Raw genomic sequence first — 21,181 nt, forward strand, 5'->3', positions numbered from 1 at the left:
GTCGCGGCCGCGGGGGCGGGCATGGACGTTTACGGACTGATCGGGAACCCGGTCGAGCACTCGCTGTCGCCGTCGCTACACGAGGCGGGCTACGGGGCGCTCGGCCTCGACGCGCGGTACGTCACCTTCGAGCCGGACGCCGACGCCGCGGCCGCGGCGATCACGGGCGCGGCCGACCTCGGAGTGGCGGGGCTCAACGTCACGGTGCCGTTCAAGCGCGACGCCCTCGACGCGGTCGACGCCGCCCCGCTCGCCGCGCGCATCGGCGCGGTCAACACGGTCGACTACGGGCCGGTCCGGGCCGGCGAGGCCGACCGGCCGCGCGGCCACAACACGGACGCCGCCGGGGTGACCCGGGCGCTCGCGCACCACGACGTGGCGGTCGACGGGCGAGACGCGCTCGTCGTCGGGGCGGGCGGCGCGGGACGGGCGGCCGCGTTCGCGCTGGCCGACGCGGGCGCGACGGTCCACGTCGCGAACCGCACCGCGGAGCGGGCCGTCGAGCTGGCCGACGCGGTCCCGGACGCGACCGGCGGCGGCCTCGACGACCTCGGTGAGCGCGTCGCCGCCGCGGACCTCCTGGTCAACGCGACGAGCGTCGGAATGGAGGCGCCCGACGAGACCCCCGTCCCCGCGGAACACCTCCACGGCGACCTCGCGGTCCTCGACGCGGTGTACGCGCCCGTCGAGACGCGGCTGCTGCGGGAGGCCGCCGCCGCGGGCGCGACGACCGTCGACGGCGCGTGGATGCTGCTGTATCAGGGCGTCGAGGCGTTCGAGATCTGGACCGGCGAGGACGCGCCGGTCGACGCGATGAACGCGGCGCTGCGGGCTGCGTTGGAGTAAGGAAGGGTTCGGGACGGGAGGTTCGCCGCTCAGACCAGCCGTTCCGCGATCCGCGCCGCGCCCTCCGCGGCCGCGGTCGCGGGGCTGTCGGGGGAGACGACCTCAACGTCGCGGTCGAGCTCCTCGGCGAGGCGCTTCTCGAACTCCTCGGTGAGCCCGGGGATACACGCCATGCCGCCGGTTGCGGCGAGGGGGCGCCCGAGCGCCAGCTGGTATGGTTTCATGTGGTCGTTCGCGAGCTCCGGGAGGAACTCGTTGGCGACGACGTCGACCGCCTCGTCGATGTACCGGTCGACCGGCTCGCGGACGCCCCGGTCGACGGTGAACTCGTGGCTTCCGCCGCCCGGCTGCTGGATCACGTCTGTGAACGGCTCGAAGTCGTACACGTCCGCGTGCTCCTCTTTATACTCGCGGGCGGTCGTCCGGTCGATGTGGACGCGGCCCTGGCTCTCCTCCTCGACGGCGGCGACGATACGGCGGTCGACCTCGTTACCCGTCACCGAGCCGGTCGAGAACGGCGAGAGCTGCTCGCCGCGCCGGTAGGCGCACGCCTCCATCGTCGTCGACCCGAGGTTCACCGAGACGAACACCTCGTCGATCGCGTCAAGGTCGTCGCCGTAGGCGGGGATCGCCCCGCACAGCGACTCGGGGTAGCTCCGGGTCTCGACCTGGCCGATGGAGGAGCCCTCGATCACCGACTTGAGGTTCTCGACGCCCGCCTCGTTGTCGATGGTCGGCACCGCGTAGACGACCGCGCTGTCCTCGGGCACGTCGTAGGCATCTACGATGGCCTCGAAGAAGCGCTCTGCGTCCGCGACGCTGTCGTCGTCCTCGGGGAGGCCTGACCGCAGCATGAAGCGCACGCGGTCGGGGTACTCGACCGCGGCCTCCTCGCCGAACAGCACCTTTTCTTCGCCGGTGATGGCGTCCTCGTAGGTCGCCAGACAGGTCAGCACCGAGTGGCGCTCCCGTCCGCCCCGCCCGTCGGGAACGTCGAGCACCGTTCGGGTGCTGCCGAGTTTTACGCCGACCGCTGCCGATTCGTCCGATTCGTTGATGTCCGTGGATTCGTCGTCGCTCATTGGTCACTCGCACACGAAGCGATCCGGACGATGGAGACGAGACTGATCCGGTGGTCCGCCGGCGTGAACGGCCGGTCGCGCGTCGGGGCGTCGAACCCCTCCAGCCGGCGCGTCAGCGCCGCGACCGCGTCGTCGCCGACCCAGTCGAGCTCGCCGTAGTAGGACAGCACGTCCCGGCTCCGCACGTGGCCGCCGACGTCGACGAGGTAGCCGAGCCACTCGCCGATCTCGCGTTCCGCCGCGGGCGACGCCGGGATCGCCGTCAGGTACGGCCGATCCGCGGGGTCGTCGCCGTCGAACCGCGCACCACGCTGACGCTGGAGCAGCTCCGTGAACGCGGCCGAGCGCGCCGCCTGCTCGGCTCGGTTCCGGTTCGGCCGCCGGAGCGCCCGCTCCCGAGGCGCCCCGTCCGCACCGTCTCGCGGCGCGTCCGCGATCCGGCGCAGCTCCCGTACGTCGTATCGTCGTGGATTCAGACTCATGTTTCCGTCCGTCGTTCGCGTCCGTACCCGAATCCTCACGGCGGGGTCATATGATAGTTAGGCCTCGGTTATCAGCGGTGAGAAACGTCGTGGTGGCACGACCGGCGCCGGGAGCGCTCGCCGCGCGCTCGTGCGCGGACCGTGTGCGGCCGCTCAGTCGACGACGCGGTTCGCGAGCGCGACGCTGCCGGCGGCGAGTGCGGTCCCGGCGACCACGTCGGTCGCCCAGTGGATCCCGAGGAACATCGTCGCCACCACGATGCTCGCGGTGAGGAACGCGGCCACTGGCGTCCACCGCGGGAACTCCTCGTGGGTAAAGACGGCCGCGAGCAGCACCGTCACCGACAGCGCGGTGTGAAGCGAGGGGAAGACGTTCGTCTCGACGTTCACTCGCGCCGTCAGCCGCGTCACGCCGCGGAACCAGTCGAGGAGGAGCGGCTCGACGCTCGCGGCGCTCTGGTCGGCACCGGGCACGTCGCGGTAGCTGCGCGGACCGTACGCGACGACCCCGGCGTAGCAGGCGATCGCGAACGCGTAGTTGACCGCGTACGCCGCGATCAGTCGCTTCAGCGGTCGCAGATTCCGGGCGAACGCGTACGCCACGAGCGGGAACGAGAGCAACACGACGTAGCCGACGACGTATATCGGTCCGAAGTAGTACACCGCGGCCCGCGGGATCGCGTCCTGTATCGCGGCCACGAGGTCGCCCTCCACAGCGTAGATGGCGGTCGTCGCGCGGTAGCCGTACTCGAACGAGAACGCTTCCAGCCGTCGAAGCAGGCCCTTGTTGACGGCGAGCACGAGCGCGAGTCCGCCGACGTACGGCGCGATTCTGCGCGCGCGCTCGCGGAGCAGTTCGCGGTCCGCGAGGACGCTCCGGACTCGATCGCGGCCGACACACGCCGGTAGCAGCGCGGCGAACGCGGCGACCACGGCGGCGAGGACGACGCCGAGGAGCCGGAGGAACTCGACCGGGAGTTGCTCGATCATCGACTACGTCTCACCCGTCATCCGTCGGTACGAGGCCAGGACCGGACCGGTATTACTCCCTCGGTAGCGGTGGGTCGGTCCGCGTCTCCGACGACCGCCGCGCTCCGCACCGCCCCGTCGACTCAGTCCGACTCTGCCCACGGGAGCGGCTCGGTACACCAGTGACAGAATTCGAGGTCGGCGTCGATCTCCTTGCCGCAGTTGGGACAGGTCACGTCGACGGCCTCGCCGTCCCCGCCGCTCACGGCCGCGACCGCCGCGGCGTGACCGGCTCCCGCCCCGTCGTCGCCGTCGGCGCGCTCGACCTGACGCCGCATCGCCTCGGCGGTGGCGGCGCGCTCGCGCTCCGCGACGACGGTCCGGCCGACGAGGTACGCGTCGAGCGCCGACAGCAGCGACAGGAGCGCGATCGGCAGCGCCACGTCCGGGGGGACCGCGGCCGACACCGCCGCGGGGTCGGCGAGAGGGTCGACCGGTTCGACGTCGTACAGGGCAAACAGCGCGACGCCGCCGCCGATGATCGTCAGGTGCCACAGCAGCGCCCGGCCCCACCGGCGCAGCGAGAGGTGGCCGAGCCCCGGGAGGACCAGCGCGAGCACGGCGGCGAGGACGGGACGCAACTGGCTTCGCATACGGCCCGGGTTCGATCGGCCCGTACTTAGGCCTGCGGTGTCGCACCGAGCGACCGCGGCCGGGCGGTCGCTCTCGTCGCGCGGACGTCCCGGGAATCCCGTCGCGGATAACAACCGTTAATCGCGGCCCGGTCGTCGGCCGCGACATGAGCAGCCAGCGGGCGACCGCGTTCGTCCCGGGTCACGTCACCGCCTTCTTCAGCGCGCACCGCGACGACGACCCGACTGTCGCCGGGTCGCGCGGCGCGGGCGTGACGCTCACCGACGGCGTGACGGTCCGAGTGTCGGCGGCGGACGACGGGGACACGGTGGCGGACGACGCCGCCGCTGGGGAGACGACCATCGACGGCGAGGTCGGTTCGATCGGCGCGGTCGACGACGTGCTCGCCGAACTGGACGCGACCGCCGCCGACGTGGCGGTCGAGACCGACCTCCCGATCGGCGCGGGCTTCGGCGTCTCGGGCGCCGCGGCGCTCGGGGCCGCGCTCGCGGCGAACGACGCGTTCGACCGGGGGCGCTCCGAGAACGAGCTCGTCCGCGTCGCCCACGCCGCGGAGGTCGACCGCGGGACCGGCCTCGGCGACGTGGTCGCGCAGGCGCGCGGCGGGGTCCCGGTCCGGCTCGAACCCGGCGCGCCGGGCGTCGGCGAGCTCGACGGTGTGCCGGCGAGCGCGCGCGTCGAGTACGTCACGTTCGGCGAGCTGTCGACCGAGGAGGTACTCGGCGGCGACACGGACGCCCTCTCGGCGGCCGGCGAGGACGCGCTCGACCGGCTTCGGGCGGACCCGCGGCTCCCGACGCTGATGGACGCGGCCCGCGGATTCGCCGGCGAGGCTGATCTCCTCGTTCCCGAGGTGGCCGAGGCGATCGACGCGGTCGACGCGGCCGGCGGCGAGGCCGCGATGGCGATGCTCGGCCGCACCGTCTTCGCGCTCGGCACCGGGCTCTCCGACGCGGGCTACGACCCCGAGGCGTGCCGGATCGACGCCGCGGGCGCGCGGCTCGTTGACGACTGAGGGCGCCTCGGATCCGAGTATCGGCTCCAGAAGCGGGCGCCGACCACAGAAGACGGCGACGACCCCTTCGAGAAGCATCGCGGAAGCGCCGACAGCAACGAGACGATGCCGGAGCGGATGCGTCGACTCCGCGGCGAGTACCCGCGAGAGGTCGATGGCCCACCAGAAATCGACGAGGGTTCCGACGGCGGGGCGACGGGTGCCGACCCGTGACGACGGCGGTCGACACGCACGCGTTCCTCGGGCTGCTGTACGACGACGAACGCGCTGACGCAAGCGAGGCGGCGCTCAGGCGCGCGTATCGAGACGGAGCGGTCGTTGCCGCGCCCGTCGTCTACGCCGAACTCGCGGCCGACGGCCGCTTCGCATCGGCCGCCGACCTCGATCGCTTTCTCGCGGACTTCAGCGTCGACGTGACCGAACCCTCGCGCGAGGCGCGCTTCGCCGCGGGCGAGCGGTTCCGGGAATACGTGGACCGCCGTCCGGACGGAATCCAGTGTCCCGCGTGCGGTGAGAAGCGGTCCGTCGACTGCGAGGCGTGCGGCGAGTCGCTCTCACCGCGCCAGCACGTCGCCGCCGATTTCCTCATCGGCGCGCACGCCGCAGTCGACTGCGACGGACTGGTCAGCTTCGACGAGGAGTTCTACTCGACGTACTTCCCGTCGCTGACCGGGTCTCCCGCGTGATCGGTTACCGGGTTTCGTCCGGAAAGAGGTCCCGCAAGTCCGGGTGTTCGCGGGGTTCGATCGGCGGTTCTTGACTCCGGGCCGCGGACGGATCGGAGGCGATCCGGTCCCGGATCCGTTGCCGCTCCTCGTGGCGACACAGGACGTTCACCGTAATCTCGTCGAGTTCGAACACGGACGCGACCGCCGCCCGGTGGAACCCCTCGCACAGTTGTATCTCCCCGTCCCGTCCGATCGCGACGACCGGTACACCGCCGTCTCTCGAAGCCGCTCTCTCCCGTCGAGGTCCCAGTCGCCGCCCTCGACGCGGCCTCCTCGCAGCGCCCGCCGACGAACAAAGCTTTACCGCGTCGCCCGCCTAGCTCCGGCAAATGGTACTCGACGACCTCGGCACGTCCCTGCGGAGCAGCCTCGACAAGCTCCAGGGGAAGTCCCGACTCTCCGAGAGCGACGTCGAGGAGATCGTCAAGGAGATCCAGCGCTCCCTGCTGTCCGCCGACGTCGACGTCTCCCTCGTGATGGAGCTGTCGGACTCGATCAAGTCCCGCGCGCTCGAAGAGGAGCCGCCGGGCGGCACCACGGCGAAGGACCACGTCCTCAAGATCGTCTACGAGGAGATGGTCGAGTTGGTCGGCGACTCGACCGAGCTCCCCTTAGAAAACCAGACGATCCTCCTCGCCGGCCTCCAGGGGTCGGGGAAGACGACCTCCGCGGCGAAGATGGCGTGGTGGTTCTCGAAGAAGGGGCTCCGGCCCGCGGTCGTCCAGACCGACACCTTCCGGCCGGGCGCGTACGACCAGGCGAAGCAGATGTGCGAGCGCGCGGAGGTCGACTTCTACGGGAACCCCGACAACGACGACCCGGTCGACATCGCCCGCACCGGCCTCGAAGAGACGGCCGACGCGGACGTTCACATCGTCGACACGGCGGGGCGGCACGCGCTCGAAGACGACCTCATCGCGGAGATCGAGGAGATCGAAGGCGTCGTCGACCCCGACCGCTCGCTGCTCGTCTTGGACGCCGCGATCGGGCAGGGCGCGAAGGAGCAGGCCCGACAGTTCGAGGAGTCGATCGGCATCGAGGGCGTCGTGATCACCAAGCTCGACGGGACCGCGAAGGGCGGGGGCGCGCTGACCGCGGTCAACGAGACCGACTCCTCGATCGCCTTCCTCGGGACCGGCGAGACGGTCCAGGACATCGAGCGGTTCGAGCCGTCGGGGTTCATCTCCCGGCTGCTCGGCATGGGCGACCTGAAGCAGCTCTCCGAGCGCGTCGAGCGCGCGATGCAGGAGACCCAGGAGGAGGACGAAGACTGGGACCCCGAGGACATGCTTCAGGGCGAGTTCACCCTGAAGGACATGAAACGGCAGATGGACGCGATGAACAAGATGGGGCCGCTCGACCAGGTGATGGACATGATCCCGGGGCTCGGCGGCGGGATGATGGACGAGCTCCCGGACGACGCGATGGACGTCACCCAAGACCGGATGCGCCGCTTCGAGCGCATCATGGACTCGATGACGGAGGAGGAGCTCGAGAACCCGCGCGTCGTCGGCCAGTCGCGCACGGAGCGCATCGCCCGCGGCTCGGGCACCGACGAGGAGACGGTCCGGCAGCTGCTCGAACAGCACTCGATGATGGAACAGACGATCAGCCAGTTCCAAGGGATGGGCGAGGGTGACATGCAGCGCATGATGAAGAAGATGGGCGGCGAGGGCGGCGGCCTCGGCGACATGATGGGCGGCGGCAAGGGCCCGTTCTGAGCGGCGCCGCGAGGCGGTTCCCGTGCGGCTGTCCGCTCCGCCCGGTCGGGGCGACGACAAAACACTTCTGACGGGGGCGAGTTGAGGCCGGCGTGACCGTGCGCGACGTGGTGACCGACAACCTCGGATACGCCCTCCTCGGCGGTCCGGCGGTGGCCGTCCTCTCGGGGCTCGCCGGGGCGTCCGCCCTCGGGACGGCTGGCGGCGTCGCCTGCGGGACGGCGGCGTACGGCCTCGGGTGGGTGCTCGCGGTCCGCCGGTCGACGGGAGACGCCGAACCGCCGTCGGACGCCGACGAGGCCGACGGCCGTCGCGAGGGCGAGCTAGAGGCGCAGAAGGGGTCGTACGGCGGCGGTGGCGGATAGCGCCCGCGCCGGCGTTCGCCATCGCGGCGGCAGGTAACGCGGCACGAGTACAGAGAACGCAACGCGGCGACGGGAGCCCACACGCCGCGCGACCGCGGGCCGCCCGACGCTTCAGACCTTTTATGCCGTCGACCGGGCAAGAACGCCCGATGCGCTCCCGTCGAATCGGCGAGTACGACGCCCTCCTCCTCGTCTCGCTCGTCTGGTTCCTCGGGAAGTTCGTCCGGTACCTCTTCCCGCCGCTGTTCGAGTCGATCCGGGGCGCCTACGGCGTGAGCAACGCGACCGTCGGGACCGCGTTCACCGGCTTCATGATCGTGTACGCGCTGTTACAGTTCCCGAGCGGTGCGGTCGCGGACCGGGTGGGTCCGGTACGGGTGATCGTCGCCGGCGCGCTCGTCGCGGGCGCGGGGTCGCTCGCGTTGGTGGTCGACGCCCCCTTCGCCGCGCTGGTGGCCGCGATGCTCGTCATCGGCGCGGGGACGGGCGTCCACAAGACCGTCTCGGTGCGGCTGATCGCCCGCGTGTACCCCGCTCGCACCGGGCGGATGCTCGGCGCGCACGACACGCTCGGCGCGATGGGCGGGGTCGCCGCGCCCGCGGTCGTCGTCGCCGTCCTCTCGGCGCCGCCCGCGCTCGCGGCCGTCCTCGCGCGCCTGCCCGGCGCCGACTGGCGCGCCCCCTTCCTGCTCACCGGGACGCTCGCCGTCGCGCTCGCGGCCGTCGCCGCGGTCCGGCTCGCCGGATCCCCGGCGGCGACGGGGGCGGCGGACGAGGGCGACGACGGCGGCGATCCGGGGGCGCGCGACTACCTCCGGCTGTTCGGGGACGCCCGGTTCGCGGCGTTCGTCCTCGTGACGGTCGGCTTCTCGTTCGCCTACAACGGCCTCGTCGCGTTCCTGCCGCTGTACCTCTCCGAGGCGGTCGAGCTCGCGAGCCCGACGGCGAGCCTGCTGTACTCGCTCGTGTTCGCGATGACGCTCGTCCAGCTCGTCACCGGCGATCTCTCTGACCGCGTCGGCCGCTTCCCCGTGATGGTCGCCACGCTCGGGCTGGCGGCCGCGACGCTCGTCGCCCTCGTCTCGCTCCCCGCGCTCGGCGGCGGCGCGCTCGCGGCCGGCGCGGTCGTCGCCGCCTTCGGCCTCGGGTCGCACGGCTTCCGCCCGGTCCGGGGCGCCTACCTGATGGAGCTGCTCCCCGAGCGGCTCGCCGGCGGCGGCCTCGGCGTGGTCCGGACGCTGCTCATGGGGGCCGGCGCGCTCGCGCCGAGCGCGGTCGGCGTCGTGGCCGACGCCGCCGGGTTCCGCCCGGCGTTCGCGCTGCTGGCCGTGTCGATGGGGGTCGCGGCGGCCGTCGCAGCCGGGCTCTGGCTGACCGAGTCGAGGGAGTGACGGCCGCTCACGCCTCGCCGTCGGTCTCGCGCAGGATGAACGGGCCGACTGAGAGGGTGCGCTTCGTCACCGTCGCGATCCGGAGGATGTAGGCTAAAAGCAGCGCGAACGGGACGAGCGAGACGGCGGCTGCGAGCGCCACCCAGAACGCGACGGCCTCGACGCCGAGGATAGACCCGGCGTAGCGCTCGGCGTCGAAGAAGGCGACCATCGCCGCCGCCGTCAGCAGCGCCGGGACGGCGGACACGAGCATCCGCCGCGAGAGGTCGATCAGCTCCCACTGGAAGTACAGCGTCTTGAAGTGTTCGCGGGCGGGGCCGAACAGCCGCAGCGTCTCGATCAGGTCGTCGAGCGCCGCCGCCGCGGTCTCGTTCAGCGCCTCGCCGTGGCGCTCGCGGAGCCGCCGGGCCGCGAACAGCTTCCACGAGTAATTGAAGTCGAGGACCGCCGATATCACCTCGAACGCGCCGAACTGAGCCCCGTCGAGCCCGTCCGTCGTCCGGGCCGCGTTCTCCGCGACGGCGTCGGTCAGGTCGTCGGTCGCCCGGGCCAACTCCGCGTCGGTCGTCCCGGAGACGGCCTCGCGGAGGGCGGTCGCGCGGTCGCTCGCCGTCCGGACGAGCGCGCCGAGGAACGCCGCCGGCTCGGCGGGGCTGACCGGCTCGCCGAGGACGGCCGCCGCGTCGTCCCGGAACGCCATCGCGCCGTCCATGCGCTCGCGCTGGTCGCCGACGGCGCCGAGCTCCTGTGAGAGCACGAGCTGGTTCAGCGTGAGCACGAGCGTGACGCCGGTGATCGTGGCCGTGAGGAGCCCTTGGAACAGCGTGTCGACGGAGTCGCCGCGGCGGAGGGTCTCGGCGGCGCCGGGCAGGACGGCCCCGGCCGCCACCAGTCCGAGGAAGACGAGCGAGAGGATGACGGCCGTGACGAGCCGTCGGTCGGCGTCGAGCAGGAGCCACAGCGCGACGCGGCTCCGATCGGCGCGCTCGCGGACGCTGTCGTCCGGCGCGTCGCCCGTCTCGGCCATGTCTCGGAGTCCCGGGCCGGGGCGAAAAAGCCTCCGGGGTCGCCTCCGAACGCCGCCCCGGCGCGCGCCCACCTCAGTCGAGCGTTCCGGGATCGAACGCCGCCGGGTCGAACTCGTGCTCGCGGAGTCGGTCGGGATCGACCGCGCGCAGCACGGACTCGTCCGTCGCCTCGAGGACGACCGGCGGGGCGACGCCCGCCTCGGCGGCCTCCAGCCACCGGCCGACGCAGAGGCACCAGCGGTCGCCCGGCTCCAGCCCGGGGAACTCGAACTCGGGGCGGGGCGTGATCAGGTCGTTGCCGCGGTCGCGGCTGTACCGAAGGAACTCGGCCGTGACGACCGCACAGAGCGTGTGCTCGCCGGCGTCGCCGTCCACGTCGCGACAGTGTCCGTCCCGCAGGTAGCCGGTCGTCGGGTCGCGGCCGCAGGGGGCCAGTTCGCCCCCGAGGACGTTTCGGTCCGCCGTGCCGTCGGCGCCGCCGTGGTCGCTCGACATACTACCGGGTTCGGTCTCGGTCGGAATAAGCGACCGGTCGACGTGGCCCGCGGACGGCGCCGATCGCGGGCGTTCGCCCGGCGGTATAAGTGCCGTCCCGCCGAACGGTCGCGTGATGAGCCGGAACGACGAGGTCGCGACGCGGTTGGAGGAGTTCGCCGACCTCCTCGAGGCGACGGGCGTCGAGTACAAACCGACCGCCTACCGACGGGCGGCCGAGAACGTCCGCGACCACCCGGCGCCGATCGAGGGGCTCGCGGCCGACGGCGAGGACGCGGTCACCGAGATCGACCGCGTCGGCGACGCCATCGCCGCGAAGATCGTCGAGTACGTCGAGACCGGCGAGATCGGAGAATTAACCGAGCTCCGCGAGGAGCTGCCCGTCGACATGGCCGGGCTGACCGCGGTGGAGGGCGTCGGGCCGAAGACGGTCGGCTCGCTGTACGACGCGCTCGGGATCAGCGACCTCGACAAGCTGGAGACCGCCGCCGAGGCGGAGGAGATCCGGGAGGTCTCCGGCTTCGGGGCCAAGACGGAGGAGAACATCCTCGACAACATCCCGTTCGCGCGCGAGGCCCGCGAGCGGACCCGCCTCGGCGACGCCCGGCCGGTCGCGGACGACGCGCTCGCGTACCTCGCCGACCGCGACGCCGTCGAGTCGGTCGAGGTGTGCGGCTCGATCCGGCGGTGGAAGCCGACGATCGGGGACATCGACCTGCTCGTCGCCAGCGAGGAGCGCGATCCAATCGTCGAGGCGTTCACCCACTGGGAGGCCGCGGACGCGACGATCGAGGCGGGCACCGGGAAGGCGAGCGTGCGCGCGGACGGCACCCGCGTCGACCTCCGGATCGTCGACCCCGACGAGTTCGGCGCCGCGCTCCAGTACTTCACCGGGTCGCGGGCACATAACGTCGCCGTCCGCAACCGCGCGATCGACCGCGGGCGCAAGCTGAACGAGTACGGGCTCTTCGACGTGAGCGACGCGGAGGGCGAGGCGGCCGACGACGACGCGGAAGGCGAGGCGGCCGACGGAGCCGCCGCGGACGACGCGGAGGCCGACGCGACGCGTGCCGGCGAGCGCATCGCGGGGGAGAGCGAGGACGAGGTCTACCGCGCGCTCGACATGGACCCGGTCCCGCCGGAGCTCCGGGAGGACCGCGGCGAGGTCGAGGCCGCCGCCGAGGGTCGCCTGCCGCCGCTCGTCGGGCCGGACGAGCTCCGCGGCGACCTCCACACCCACACCGACTGGTCCGACGGCGGTTTCTCGATCGCCGAGATGGCCGCGGCGGCCGAAGAACGCGGCTACGACTACCACGTCGTCACCGACCACGCGACCGGACCGGGAATGGTGGGCGGCGTCGGGCTCGGCGAGTCCGACATCGAGGCGCAGGCCGCGGCGGTCGCCGAGGCGGCCGACGAAGTCGATATCCCGCTCCTCCACGGGATCGAGGCGAACATCGACGCCGGCGGCGACCTCTCAACCGACGACGAGACGCTCGCCGCCCTCGACCTGGTCGTCGCGTCGCCGCACGCCGCGCTCGGGCAGGACGCCGAGGCGGCCACCGAGCGACTGGTCCGGGCGGTCGAGCACCCTCACGTCGACGTGCTCGGCCACCCGACCGGCCGGTTGATCAACGAGCGACCGGGGCTCGACCCGGACGTGGAGGCGGTCGCCGAGGCGGCGTCCGCGTCGGGCACCGCCATCGAGGTGAACGCGAACCCCGCCCGGCTCGACGCCGACGGCGAGTTCGTCCGGGCCGCGGTCGAGGCGGGCGCGACGATCGCCGTCAACACCGACGCGCACGCCCCGCGCGAACTCGACAACGCGCGGTACGGCGTCCACACCGCGCGGCGGGGGTGGGCGCGGGCCGCCGACGTGCTCAACGCGCGCTCGCTCGACGGGCTCCGGTCGTTCCTGCTGTAGATGACGGACCGGGACGGGAGCGCCCCCTCGGCCGCCGACCGCCCGCCGGTCCTGCTCGACGTGATGTGCGGGAAGCTCGCCACCTACCTCCGGCTCTGCGGGTACGACGCCGCCTACGCGCTCGACCGGGGGATCGAGGCCGACGACCGGCTCCGCGAGGTCGCGGCCGCCGAGGACCGCGTCCTCCTCACTCGGGACCGCGACCTCGCGGACCGCGCCCCCCGCGGCGACCCCGCCGTCGACGCCGTCCTCCTCGCCGAGCGCGACGTGCTCGACCAGCTCCGGGAACTCGCCGCCGCCGGTCTCCGCGTCGAACTCGCCGACGAGCCGACGCGGTGCGGCTCGTGTAACGGGCCCGTCGAGCGCGTCGACTCGCTCGAAGTCGGCGACCCGTCGGCCGACCGTCCGGAGTACGTCCCGGACGACGTAGGGTCGGAGCGCCCGGGGTGGCGCTGCACCGAGTGCGGCCAGTGGTTCTGGAAAGGGGGGCACTGGGACGACGTGGCGGCGCGGCTCGACGAGATCTGACCGCCCCGCCGAGCGTAACCGGTTTGCCCGCCCGACGCGTAGTCGTCGCCAATGGAACGCGAAGGGGCCGTCGACCGTCTGGAGTCGCTCGTCGACCGCGTCGCGGGCGAACCGATGCCGGTGCCCGTCCGCGAGGTGTGGGCGTTCGGCGACGTGGCGCTCGGACTCGACCCGGTCGACCGGCTCGACGTCTATCTCACCAAGGACGTGATCATGGGCGGCGACGGCGACGCGGCCGCGGCGTTCGAGGCCGAGTACGGCGTGAAGGGCGTCGGCACCACCGTCGACGCCGAGTGGGCCGAGGCGCACCCGGACCGCGTGCGGACGAGCGACAACGGGTACGCCGCACCCGAGAAGTGCCTCGCGGCCGAACTCCTTGACGACGACGAGCCGATCCACCTGGAGGTGTGTAACGCGGGCTTCGAGGACAACGTCCGGCAGCGCCTGAAGGGCGCGCTCGCCCGGGACGCCTACGAGGAGGTGCTCGACCCCCGCGGGGTCTGCCTGTGGGTCGACGGCGAGCGCGACGACGAGGCCTTCGACCGCCTCCGCGAGGCCTCGCTCGCGATGCCGACGCTACCCGCCGCGCTCGGGATGCTCGGCGCCGACGAGGAGGCCGCGACCGAGGCCGCGGACGTGTTGAAACGACAGCGCACAGAGCAGGAGGGCGCCTCGGTTCGCGGCGACATGGTGTAAGGCGGACGCACCGCGACGCTATTTATAAATCGAACCCGGTGCGGTGGCGCGCGCCTCCGAGCGGCCGCCCTCGGCGGCCGCGAGACAGCACGCGCGAGGGAGTCGGCCGGCCGGAGCGAAGCGGAGGCCGGCCGACGAGGCTGGGGAGGCGTGAGGCGCGGTGCGGGGCGGGACTCAAAGTGGCAGTCGCGAGGGCGAAGCACGGCGCAGTACGCACCGCAGCGAGTAACGCGAGCGAGGAGCGCGACGAGCCGCGCGAGCGAGGAGCGCAACGAGCCGCGCGAGCCCTCGCGGCTGGGGCTTTGGAGGAGTTCGCCGCCGATCTACAACCAGTCATTTATACCCGGACGGCTGGGGCTTTGGCGGTGTCGGCCGCCGATCTGCTACCGTTCATTTATCTATCAAATTCGGAATCAGCCTCTCTGACTTATAAACAACCGCCCGTCGGCGTCGGTTCTGGTTTCCTCTTTCTCTCAGCTCACTCGTCCGACCGTCACGTCGAACGGGACGTACTCGACGCGTTCGTACTCCGCGGCGCCGATGGCGTCGACGACCTCGCGGCCCATCTCGCGCCAGCGCCCGCGGAGGTCGTCGTACGCGCGCTCGGAGGTCGCGGCCACCAACTCGTCGCGGTGGTCGGCCAGCCCCGCGCCGGAGGCCTTCCGCGCCGCCGACCGCAGCGCGGCCTCGGCGTACGGCGGCTCGGTCCGCTTCTCGTGGACGTAGCGCCGAGTGCGCACGTCGACGAGTCCCGTCGCGTCGAACGCCTCGCGGACCCGGTCGCCGAGCGCCACGTCGGTGTCCACCCCGTCGACGTACGCCTCGCGGGCCTCGCGCTCCAGTCGCTCCTCGGCGTCGACCGTCGAGGCCACCCGCACGTCGGCGTTGTCCGGCTCGACCGCGGCGACGAGGTCCCCGGAGACGCGGGCGAGCTCTCGGACCGCGGCGGTCGGGTCCGGGAGGTTGATCAGCAGGGCCTGACAGGCGGCCAGGTCGACCGCGTCGTCATCGACCGGGAGCCGCGTGGCGTCGCCCGCGAGGTAGCCAGTCCGGCCGTCGCTCTCCTCGCGGGCGACCGAGAGGAGCTCTCGGTCCGCGTCGACGCCGAGTACGTCCGCGTCCGTCTCCGCGGCCAGCACGCGGGTCAGCTCTCCGGTACCGCAGCCGACATCGAGGACGCGCTCGCGGCTCGATAGCTCCAAGTCGGCGAGCGCGTCGCGGCCGTCCTCCCACATCCCGCGGCGGGTGTGTTCGAGGTACTCGGCGGAGAAGCGTCGCACGCCCCCGCTTCGGCGCGGGCGAAAATAAACGTCCGGAGATCGACCGCCGCTCGATTCCCGGTCGGGCCGTCACGCCTCGTCGGCGTCCCCCTCGCCGCCGTCCGTCTCCCCTCCGCTGCCGTGGCCGCCGAATCCCAGCATGTCGGCGGCGAGGACGGCGGTCACCCCGGCGCAGTAGCCGACAAACGCGCTGCTCAGCCCGATCGCGGCGAAGCTCACCGTCACGTCGCCGAGCGCCGGGTTCCCGCCGTTGACGCCGGGGACGCCGACCAGCGTCCCGACGAGGACGAACCCCCCGAGGACGACCGCCGGCACGACGCCGACGGTCAGACAGGCCGGCCCCCCGCAGCGCGCGTACGCCCCGGCGGCGGCCAGCGGCCCGGGCGCGTAGAACACTAACGGCGGGAGGAGCCGGTCGGTCATCGCGGCCGCCGTCGTCGCGCCGACCGACTCGGCGACGAAGGCGGCGACGAGCACGAGGGCCACGACCCCGGCGAATCCGACCACCAGTCCGACCGCGCGGCCGCGGCGACGGCCGACCAGCAGCGCTCTCGTGGTGGACATGCCCGCGGATCGCCCGCGAGATAACTTAAAACTGCGTCGGACGGACGGCGTCCGCGGAGACGGCGGCGTCTCGGTCGCGGTGCCTCAGTCGCGCCGGAGTTCGCGCACTCGGTCGATGTTCCACGCGAAGCTCTTTCCGTCCTCGGTCGGCGTCTCCAGCGCGAGCGGCACGTCCGTCAGGTCGGGGTGGTTGAGGAACCGCTCCATCCCCGCCTCGCCGATGTGCCCCTCGCCGATGTGGGCGTGTTCGTCCTTGTTGGTGCCGCACTCGTGTTTCGAGTCGTTGAGGTGGACGTACTCCAAGTGTTCTAACCCGACCACGTCGTCGAACTCGCCGATCGTCTGGTCGACCGCCTCGGGCGTCGAGAGGTCGTAGCCCGCCGCGAACGCGTGTGCGGTGTCGACGCAGACATCGATGTCGGTCTCGGTGCGGTCGATGACCCCCGCGAGGTGCTCGAACTCGCCGCCGAGTTTCGTTCCCGCGCCCGCGTCGCTCTCGATCAGGATCGTCACGCCGTCGGGCACGTCGAGGTCGTCTATCACCGACGCGGCGTTATCGAGGCCGCCCTCGACGCCGGCCCCCGTGTGCGCGCCGAGGTGGACGTTCACGTACGGGATGCCCAGCTTGTCGGCCGCGTCGACCTCTTTTTGCATCGAGTCGAGCGACTTCTCACGGAGCCCCTCCTTCGGCGTACAGAGGTTCACGAGGTAGGAGGTGTGGATCACCCACGGCCCCTCCAAGTCGCGTTCGGTCCCCTCGCGGAACCGTTCGGCCTCCTCGTCGCCGATGTCCGGATCCTGCCACACCTGCGGCGAGTGGGTGAAGATCTGTCCACAGTTGCCGCCGACCTCGACCTGGTTCGCCACGGCGTTGTCCACGCCGCCGGCGATGGAGACGTGCGCGCCGACCTTGAGACTCATACCGATCACACGGGGGCGGTCGAAAAAGCCCCTTCGGAACCGGGCGGTCCGCGGTCGTTCGCGGTCGTCCCCGCCGTCACCCGCCGCCGCTCCCCGATTTCCACGTCTTACCGCCGCTTCCCGCTTTCCACGTCTTGCCGCCGCTCCCCGCTTTCCGCATCTTACGCGCCGCCCCCGGGTCGCGTCCGGGCCCATTCCTCGTTCCGGTACTTCTCCGCGGCGATTTCCTCGGCCCGCTCCAGTTCGTCGTCGGTCCACGACCCGTCCGCGTCGACCGTCGCTCCCGGAGTCGCGTCCGCCCAGTCGGCCAGCGCCGCCTCGACGGTCGCCACCGCGGCCGCGCGGTCGACATCGACCAGTTCGTCCATCCCGACGACCCGGTCTCGGAACGCCTCGGGAGTCACCGACGGATCGGCGAAGACGCCGAGGTGGCGGGGCGCGTCGACCGAGAAGGTCAACGACCCGTGCTGGATCACCGCCTCCCGCTTGCGGTACTGCGCGTTGCCGGCGATCTTGCGGAGCTCGTCGCCCTCCGGTCCCGGGGCCACCACGTCGTGTGCCGGGTGGAGCTCGCGGAGGTAGCAGGCGGGGTGATACAGTTCCGGCATCGACTCGTCGACGTAGTCCGCGTCGACGCCGAGCCGGTCGAAGGCGTCGAGGACCGGCTCGCAAAGAAGGTGGTAGCAGTCGAGCAGTTCGCCCGGCACCGTCTCCGCGGGGACCGCGATAGAGTAGGCGACATCACCCGTTTCGTCGTGGTAGATGCCGCCGCCGCCGGTCTGCCGGCGCGTTGCGTCGATCCCCTCGCGCTCGCAGAATCTCCAGTCGACCGTCTCCGGGTCTTGGTGGCGGCCGAGGGTGAGACAGCTCGGCTCCCAGCGGTAGGTGCGGAGCGTGGCGGGGCCGCCGGCCGCGGCGGTCTCGGCGGCAACCTCGTCTAACGCCATCTGCATTGGGCCGGGGCGGGTCTCCTCGCGGATCAGCCGCCAGTCGACGGCGGGCGCGGTCATGTCGACACCGTCGGCCGCCGCTCCGAAAGCGGTTGCGCTCGGCCCAGCGGTCGGCCCGAACGAAATTCGATATCGCGATATACGCTATACCAGTGGATGTCGTCGAACGCGCGCCCCTTTTACGAATCGCCGGAGTAGGGGCGCGTATGGTGCGAAACGTCGCCGGCGACATGGCCGACCTCGACCCCGAGGACTTCTACCTCCTCTCGGGCGTCGAGCAGGGGATGCGCTTCTCGGAGTGGGTCCGTCGCGACAAGCTCCCGGACTACGCCGACCTGACGCGCGAGGAGGTCGACTACCGCATCGACCGCTGCCTCGACCGCGAGCTGATCGAGCGGAAGACGATCCAGTACGAGGGGTACCAGCTCACCTTCGAGGGGTACGACGCCCTGGCGCTCCGGACGTTCGCGGAGCGGGAGACGATAGACGGCGTGGGGTCGCCGCTCGGGCTCGGCAAGGAGGGCGACGTGTACGAGGCGCAGTCGTTCCGGCCGCTCGCCCTGAAGTACCACCGCGAGGGGTACACCAACTTCCGCGAGGTGAACCGCGAGCGCGAGTACACCGCCGACCGGGACCACGTCTCGTGGCTGTACACCGCGCGCAAGGCGGCCGAGCGGGAGTACGAGGCGATGGAGTCGCTGTATCCGGACGTCTCCGTCCCCCGGCCGGTCGACCACAACCGACACGCCATCGTGATGGAGAAGTTCGCGGGCGTCGAACTTTCGCGCGCGAAGCTCGACCCCGAGCAGGCGGTCGGCGTCCTCGATCTGATCTGCCGCGAACTCGCGACCGCCCACGAACTCGGCTGGATCCACGCCGACGCCTCCGAGCACAACGTCGCGGTCGCCGAGAGCGGGATCACCATCTTCGACTGGCCGCAGGCGGTGCCCGTCGACCACGAGAACGCGCGGGAGTTCCTCGAACGCGACGTGGAGAACCTCGTCCGGTACTTCGGTCGGAAGTACCCGCACGAGGTGCCGCGAGAGGCCGACATCGAGGGCATCGCCGCCGCTATCGCCGACGGCTCGTTCGAGAGCGTGCGGTCGTTCGGCGCCGAATAAAGCGGATAGCGCGATACGAAATCCGGTTTGGCCGCGGTTCGTCCCGCTCGGCTGCCGTTCGTCACGTCCGCACCGGTCCGCAGGGTCTCGCCGACCGTCTGGGGAGGTTTTAGGCATACCTAAGATTCGAAACCGCTTTAATCCTTTAGGGTGGCCTAAATCGTATGCAACCAGACGCGGACCGACTCACCGGCACGCGACGCGACGCGATCAGGTACTGCGGCGCCGTCGCCGGCGCGGGGCTCCTCGCCGGGTGTAGCGGGAGGGAGACGACGCCGAGCGGGTCCGAGAATGAGGCCGGTTCCGCGGACGGAGGCTCCGGCGGCGACTCGCCGGACACGTACACGGCCGCGATGGCCCCGGTGGGCGAGGTCGAGTTCGACGCGGTCCCCGAGAGCGTGTCGGTGTACAGCCTGCTGTACGCCGACCTCGCCGTGGCGCTCGGCCACGGCGGGGCGGTGAACTCTCTCGGGTTCGACGCCGACGCGGGCGGGAACACGCTCGACGCCTACTACGCGAACCTCGACGGCGTCTCCTTCGATCGCGAGGGGATCACGCAGCTCAACTCCGGTTCGGGCGGGGGCATCTCGGTCGACCGCGAGCTCCTCTACGAGCTCGACTCCGACCTCCACCTGGCCGACCCGGCGCTGTTCGCCTCCTTCGACGGCTGGGACGAGGAGGACGTGGCCGAGGTCCGGGAGCGCGTCGGGCCGTGGTTCGGAAACAGCTACAGCCGCCGGCACGCCGCGCCGCCCGAGGCGTACCGCGACCGGTACGAGTACTACACCCTCCCCGAGATCGGCGAGCGGGTCGCCGCCGCGTTCCGAGAGTCGGAACGCTTCGCCGCGCTCGACGCGGTCCGCGAGGACCTGATCGAGACGATCCGGAGCGACCTCCCCCCGGCCGAGGAGCGGCCGACCGTCGCGACGCTCATCTACATGGACGGGACCTACTACCCCTCGCGGACCGACGAGCCGGGGTTCGCGAACGCGCACGTGCGTCCGTTCGACGTGCCCGACGCGTTCGCCGGCGACGACGTCACCTACGAGACGGCATACGACCACGAGCGACTGCTGGAGGTCGACCCCGACGTCGTCCTCCACCAGTACGGGATCGCCTCTTACTACGACGTGGGCGCGGTCCGCGAGGAGCTGTCGGACCACCCGGTCGCCGGCGACCTCTCCGCGATAGCGAACGACCGCTTCTACCCCTCCGGCGATCCGGTTCAGGGCCCGATCATGAACCTGTTCCAGCTGGAGATGACCGCGAAACAGCTGTTCCCGGAGCGGTTCGGTGAGTGGCCGACGTACGAACACGGCGACGACTACCCGGAGATCCCCGCCGACGAACAGCTGTTCGACCGCGGCGAGGTCGCCTCGATCGTCGCCGGAGGGGGCGAATGAGCGGTCCCGCCGAGCCCGAGGCCGCCGACCGCGACGTCGTCGTGGTCGGCTGTGGGCCGGCCGGCTGCGCCGCCGCGGTGTTCGCCGCGCGCGACGGCCTCGACGTGACCGTCTTCGACCGCGGCCGGTCGTCGCTCGCGCGGTGCGCGCACCTCGAGAACTACCCCGGCTTCCCGGCCGGCGTCGACGTCGGAACCCTCTCCGACCTCATGCGCGAGCAGGCCGAGCGGGCGGGCTGTGCGGTCGTCGACGACCTCGTCGAGACCGTCGAGCGGGCGACCGACGGCGGGCCCGGAGAGCCCCCCGAGGGCGACGCGCCTCGGTTCGTCGTGACCCCGCAGGAGGGCGACCCGGTCACCGCCCGCCGGGTGGTCGCGGCGACGCGCTACGACGGCGAGTACCTCCGCGGGCTCGACGAGGACGGCGCGATGTTCGAGGCACGCGATCGCGACGGTGAGACGCGCGAGGACTTCGACCGGGAGTACGCGGACCGAGACGGGAAGACGCCGGTCGAGGGGCTGTACGTCGCGTCTCCGTCGGACGCGGACCGGCAGGCGGTCACGGCCGCGGGCCGGGGCGCGCGGGTCGGCAAGCGGGTGGTCGCCGACGCCCGGATCGACGACGGCTGGTGGCCGGCGGCGGCCGAGGGCGTCGACTGGGTCCGCCGCGAGGCCGAGCGCGAGGGCGAGTGGACCGACCGGGAGCGCTGGGTCGAGTGGTTCGACGAGACCCACGCCGACGGCCCGGTCGACCCCGACTCCGAGCGGTTCGCGCGCGTCCGCGAGGCCGCGGTCGACGACGCCCTGTCGGCGTACGTCGACGCGGACGAGGCGGCCGCGCGCGCCGCGGCCGGTCACCGCGCGCTCGCCGAGCGACTCGACCCCGAGGCGGTCGTCGACGCACACGGGCCCGCCGCGCTGCTCGACGCGCTGGACGACGGGGCGGTCGCGGCGTACGCGGGCGGCGACGGGTCGACGCGCCGCGAGCCGACGGAGGCCCGCGATGAGCGGTGAGGGGT

At 72.1% G+C, this 21,181-nt stretch carries 22 protein-coding genes and 1 pseudogene; 13 read left to right on the forward strand and 10 right to left on the reverse strand.

Translation table 11 applies throughout. The features are described from left to right. Positions 1–21: 21 nt before the first annotated feature. Positions 22–846, forward strand: a complete 825-nt coding sequence (locus tag EXE47_RS11975; RefSeq protein ID WP_137708352.1) for a shikimate dehydrogenase — start codon at positions 22–24, stop codon at positions 844–846. 29 nt (positions 847–875) lie between these two features. Here EXE47_RS11975 and EXE47_RS11980 read toward each other — a convergent pair whose 3' ends face one another. The 4 genes from EXE47_RS11980 to EXE47_RS11995 form a co-directional block, all read right to left on the reverse strand. Further along, the gene (locus EXE47_RS11980; RefSeq protein ID WP_049932418.1) at positions 876–1,928 is read right to left on the reverse strand and encodes a hypothetical protein; all 1,053 of its coding nucleotides are present in this window, start codon (positions 1,926–1,928) and stop codon (positions 876–878) included. Then, complete coding sequence (locus EXE47_RS11985) at positions 1,925–2,410, reverse strand: FlaD/FlaE family flagellar protein (protein ID WP_049932416.1); 486 nt, start codon at positions 2,408–2,410, stop codon at positions 1,925–1,927. The genes EXE47_RS11980 and EXE47_RS11985 overlap by 4 nt, the downstream gene beginning before the upstream one ends. Before the next feature lie 153 nt (positions 2,411–2,563). Next, positions 2,564–3,400, reverse strand: coding sequence for a phosphatase PAP2 family protein (locus EXE47_RS11990; protein ID WP_049932413.1), 837 nt, complete (start codon positions 3,398–3,400; stop codon positions 2,564–2,566). Positions 3,401–3,522: 122 nt separating this feature from the next. Next, on the reverse strand, positions 3,523–4,032 hold the full coding sequence (locus EXE47_RS11995; RefSeq protein WP_137708353.1) for a zinc ribbon domain-containing protein: 510 nt from the start codon (positions 4,030–4,032) through the stop codon (positions 3,523–3,525). A gap of 146 nt (positions 4,033–4,178) precedes the next feature. Here EXE47_RS11995 and EXE47_RS12000 point away from each other — a divergent pair, with 146 nt between their 5' ends. The 6 genes and pseudogenes from EXE47_RS12000 (at position 4,179) to EXE47_RS12030 (ending at position 9,253) form a co-directional block, all read left to right on the forward strand. Next, complete coding sequence (locus EXE47_RS12000; RefSeq protein WP_049932410.1) at positions 4,179–5,048, forward strand: pantoate kinase; 870 nt, start codon at positions 4,179–4,181, stop codon at positions 5,046–5,048. A 12-nt stretch (positions 5,049–5,060) separates the two neighbouring features. Further along, positions 5,061–5,261 (forward strand): annotated as a pseudogene (locus EXE47_RS19290) (AbrB/MazE/SpoVT family DNA-binding domain-containing protein); the annotation flags it as partial. Beyond that, complete coding sequence (locus EXE47_RS12010) at positions 5,258–5,734, forward strand: PIN domain-containing protein (RefSeq protein WP_137708354.1); 477 nt, start codon at positions 5,258–5,260, stop codon at positions 5,732–5,734. The pseudogene EXE47_RS19290 and the gene EXE47_RS12010, both read left to right, overlap by 4 nt. Positions 5,735–6,105: 371 nt before the next feature. After that, entirely contained in the window at positions 6,106–7,497 is a 1,392-nt protein-coding gene (locus tag EXE47_RS12020) for a signal recognition particle protein Srp54 (RefSeq protein WP_049932406.1), read from the forward strand. A 92-nt stretch (positions 7,498–7,589) separates the two neighbouring features. Next, positions 7,590–7,862 (forward strand): hypothetical protein, encoded by a 273-nt coding sequence (locus EXE47_RS12025; protein ID WP_049932405.1) that lies wholly within the window; start codon positions 7,590–7,592, stop codon positions 7,860–7,862. A 149-nt stretch (positions 7,863–8,011) separates the two neighbouring features. Next, positions 8,012–9,253 (forward strand): MFS transporter, encoded by a 1,242-nt coding sequence (locus EXE47_RS12030; RefSeq protein WP_094553559.1) that lies wholly within the window; start codon positions 8,012–8,014, stop codon positions 9,251–9,253. A 7-nt stretch (positions 9,254–9,260) separates the two neighbouring features. On the opposite strand, the gene EXE47_RS12035 is transcribed toward EXE47_RS12030, so the two are convergent. Next, the gene (locus tag EXE47_RS12035; RefSeq protein ID WP_094553558.1) at positions 9,261–10,280 is read right to left on the reverse strand and encodes a hypothetical protein; all 1,020 of its coding nucleotides are present in this window, start codon (positions 10,278–10,280) and stop codon (positions 9,261–9,263) included. Positions 10,281–10,353: 73 nt separating this feature from the next. Further along, complete coding sequence (locus EXE47_RS12040; RefSeq protein WP_049932401.1) at positions 10,354–10,776, reverse strand: DUF2237 family protein; 423 nt, start codon at positions 10,774–10,776, stop codon at positions 10,354–10,356. A gap of 115 nt (positions 10,777–10,891) precedes the next feature. On the opposite strand from EXE47_RS12040, the gene EXE47_RS12045 reads away from it, so the two are divergent. Genes EXE47_RS12045 through EXE47_RS12055 form a run of 3 tightly spaced genes read left to right on the forward strand, consistent with a single transcriptional unit; the run spans position 10,892 to position 13,924 of the window. Next, positions 10,892–12,700 carry a helix-hairpin-helix domain-containing protein gene (locus tag EXE47_RS12045; protein WP_137708355.1) on the forward strand — a complete coding sequence of 603 codons (1,809 nt, stop codon included), beginning with the start codon at positions 10,892–10,894 and terminating at the stop codon, positions 12,698–12,700. Further along, positions 12,701–13,228, forward strand: a complete 528-nt coding sequence (locus EXE47_RS12050; RefSeq protein ID WP_049932398.1) for a Mut7-C RNAse domain-containing protein — start codon at positions 12,701–12,703, stop codon at positions 13,226–13,228. Positions 13,229–13,279: 51 nt separating this feature from the next. Then, entirely contained in the window at positions 13,280–13,924 is a 645-nt protein-coding gene (locus EXE47_RS12055) for a hypothetical protein (protein ID WP_049932397.1), read from the forward strand. Between the two features lie 473 nt (positions 13,925–14,397). Here EXE47_RS12055 and EXE47_RS12060 read toward each other — a convergent pair whose 3' ends face one another. The 4 genes from EXE47_RS12060 to EXE47_RS12075 form a co-directional block, all read right to left on the reverse strand. Further along, positions 14,398–15,204 carry a class I SAM-dependent methyltransferase gene (locus EXE47_RS12060; RefSeq protein WP_137708356.1) on the reverse strand — a complete coding sequence of 269 codons (807 nt, stop codon included), beginning with the start codon at positions 15,202–15,204 and terminating at the stop codon, positions 14,398–14,400. A gap of 69 nt (positions 15,205–15,273) precedes the next feature. Continuing rightward, complete coding sequence (locus tag EXE47_RS12065) at positions 15,274–15,768, reverse strand: hypothetical protein (RefSeq protein ID WP_137708357.1); 495 nt, start codon at positions 15,766–15,768, stop codon at positions 15,274–15,276. A gap of 84 nt (positions 15,769–15,852) precedes the next feature. Then, entirely contained in the window at positions 15,853–16,689 is an 837-nt protein-coding gene (locus EXE47_RS12070) for a deoxyribonuclease IV (RefSeq protein WP_089307960.1), read from the reverse strand. Positions 16,690–16,850: 161 nt separating this feature from the next. Continuing rightward, positions 16,851–17,699 carry a biotin/lipoate A/B protein ligase family protein gene (locus EXE47_RS12075; protein ID WP_049932390.1) on the reverse strand — a complete coding sequence of 283 codons (849 nt, stop codon included), beginning with the start codon at positions 17,697–17,699 and terminating at the stop codon, positions 16,851–16,853. 146 nt (positions 17,700–17,845) lie between these two features. Between EXE47_RS12075 and EXE47_RS12080 the strand changes: the two genes are divergently transcribed. The 3 genes from EXE47_RS12080 to EXE47_RS12090 all read left to right on the forward strand — a co-directional run bounded on the left by EXE47_RS12080 (position 17,846) and on the right by EXE47_RS12090 (position 21,176). Then, complete coding sequence (locus EXE47_RS12080; RefSeq protein WP_049932388.1) at positions 17,846–18,760, forward strand: serine/threonine-protein kinase RIO2; 915 nt, start codon at positions 17,846–17,848, stop codon at positions 18,758–18,760. Positions 18,761–18,924: 164 nt separating this feature from the next. Next, positions 18,925–20,163 (forward strand): ABC transporter substrate-binding protein, encoded by a 1,239-nt coding sequence (locus tag EXE47_RS12085; protein ID WP_049932386.1) that lies wholly within the window; start codon positions 18,925–18,927, stop codon positions 20,161–20,163. Next, complete coding sequence (locus EXE47_RS12090; protein ID WP_094582682.1) at positions 20,160–21,176, forward strand: FAD-dependent oxidoreductase; 1,017 nt, start codon at positions 20,160–20,162, stop codon at positions 21,174–21,176. Before EXE47_RS12085 ends, EXE47_RS12090 begins: the two co-directional genes overlap by 4 nt. Positions 21,177–21,181 lie beyond the last annotated feature (5 nt).

It is taken from the genome of Halorubrum sp. GN12_10-3_MGM (assembly GCF_005435235.1).
Lineage (GTDB): Archaea > Halobacteriota > Halobacteria > Halobacteriales > Haloferacaceae > Halorubrum > Halorubrum ezzemoulense.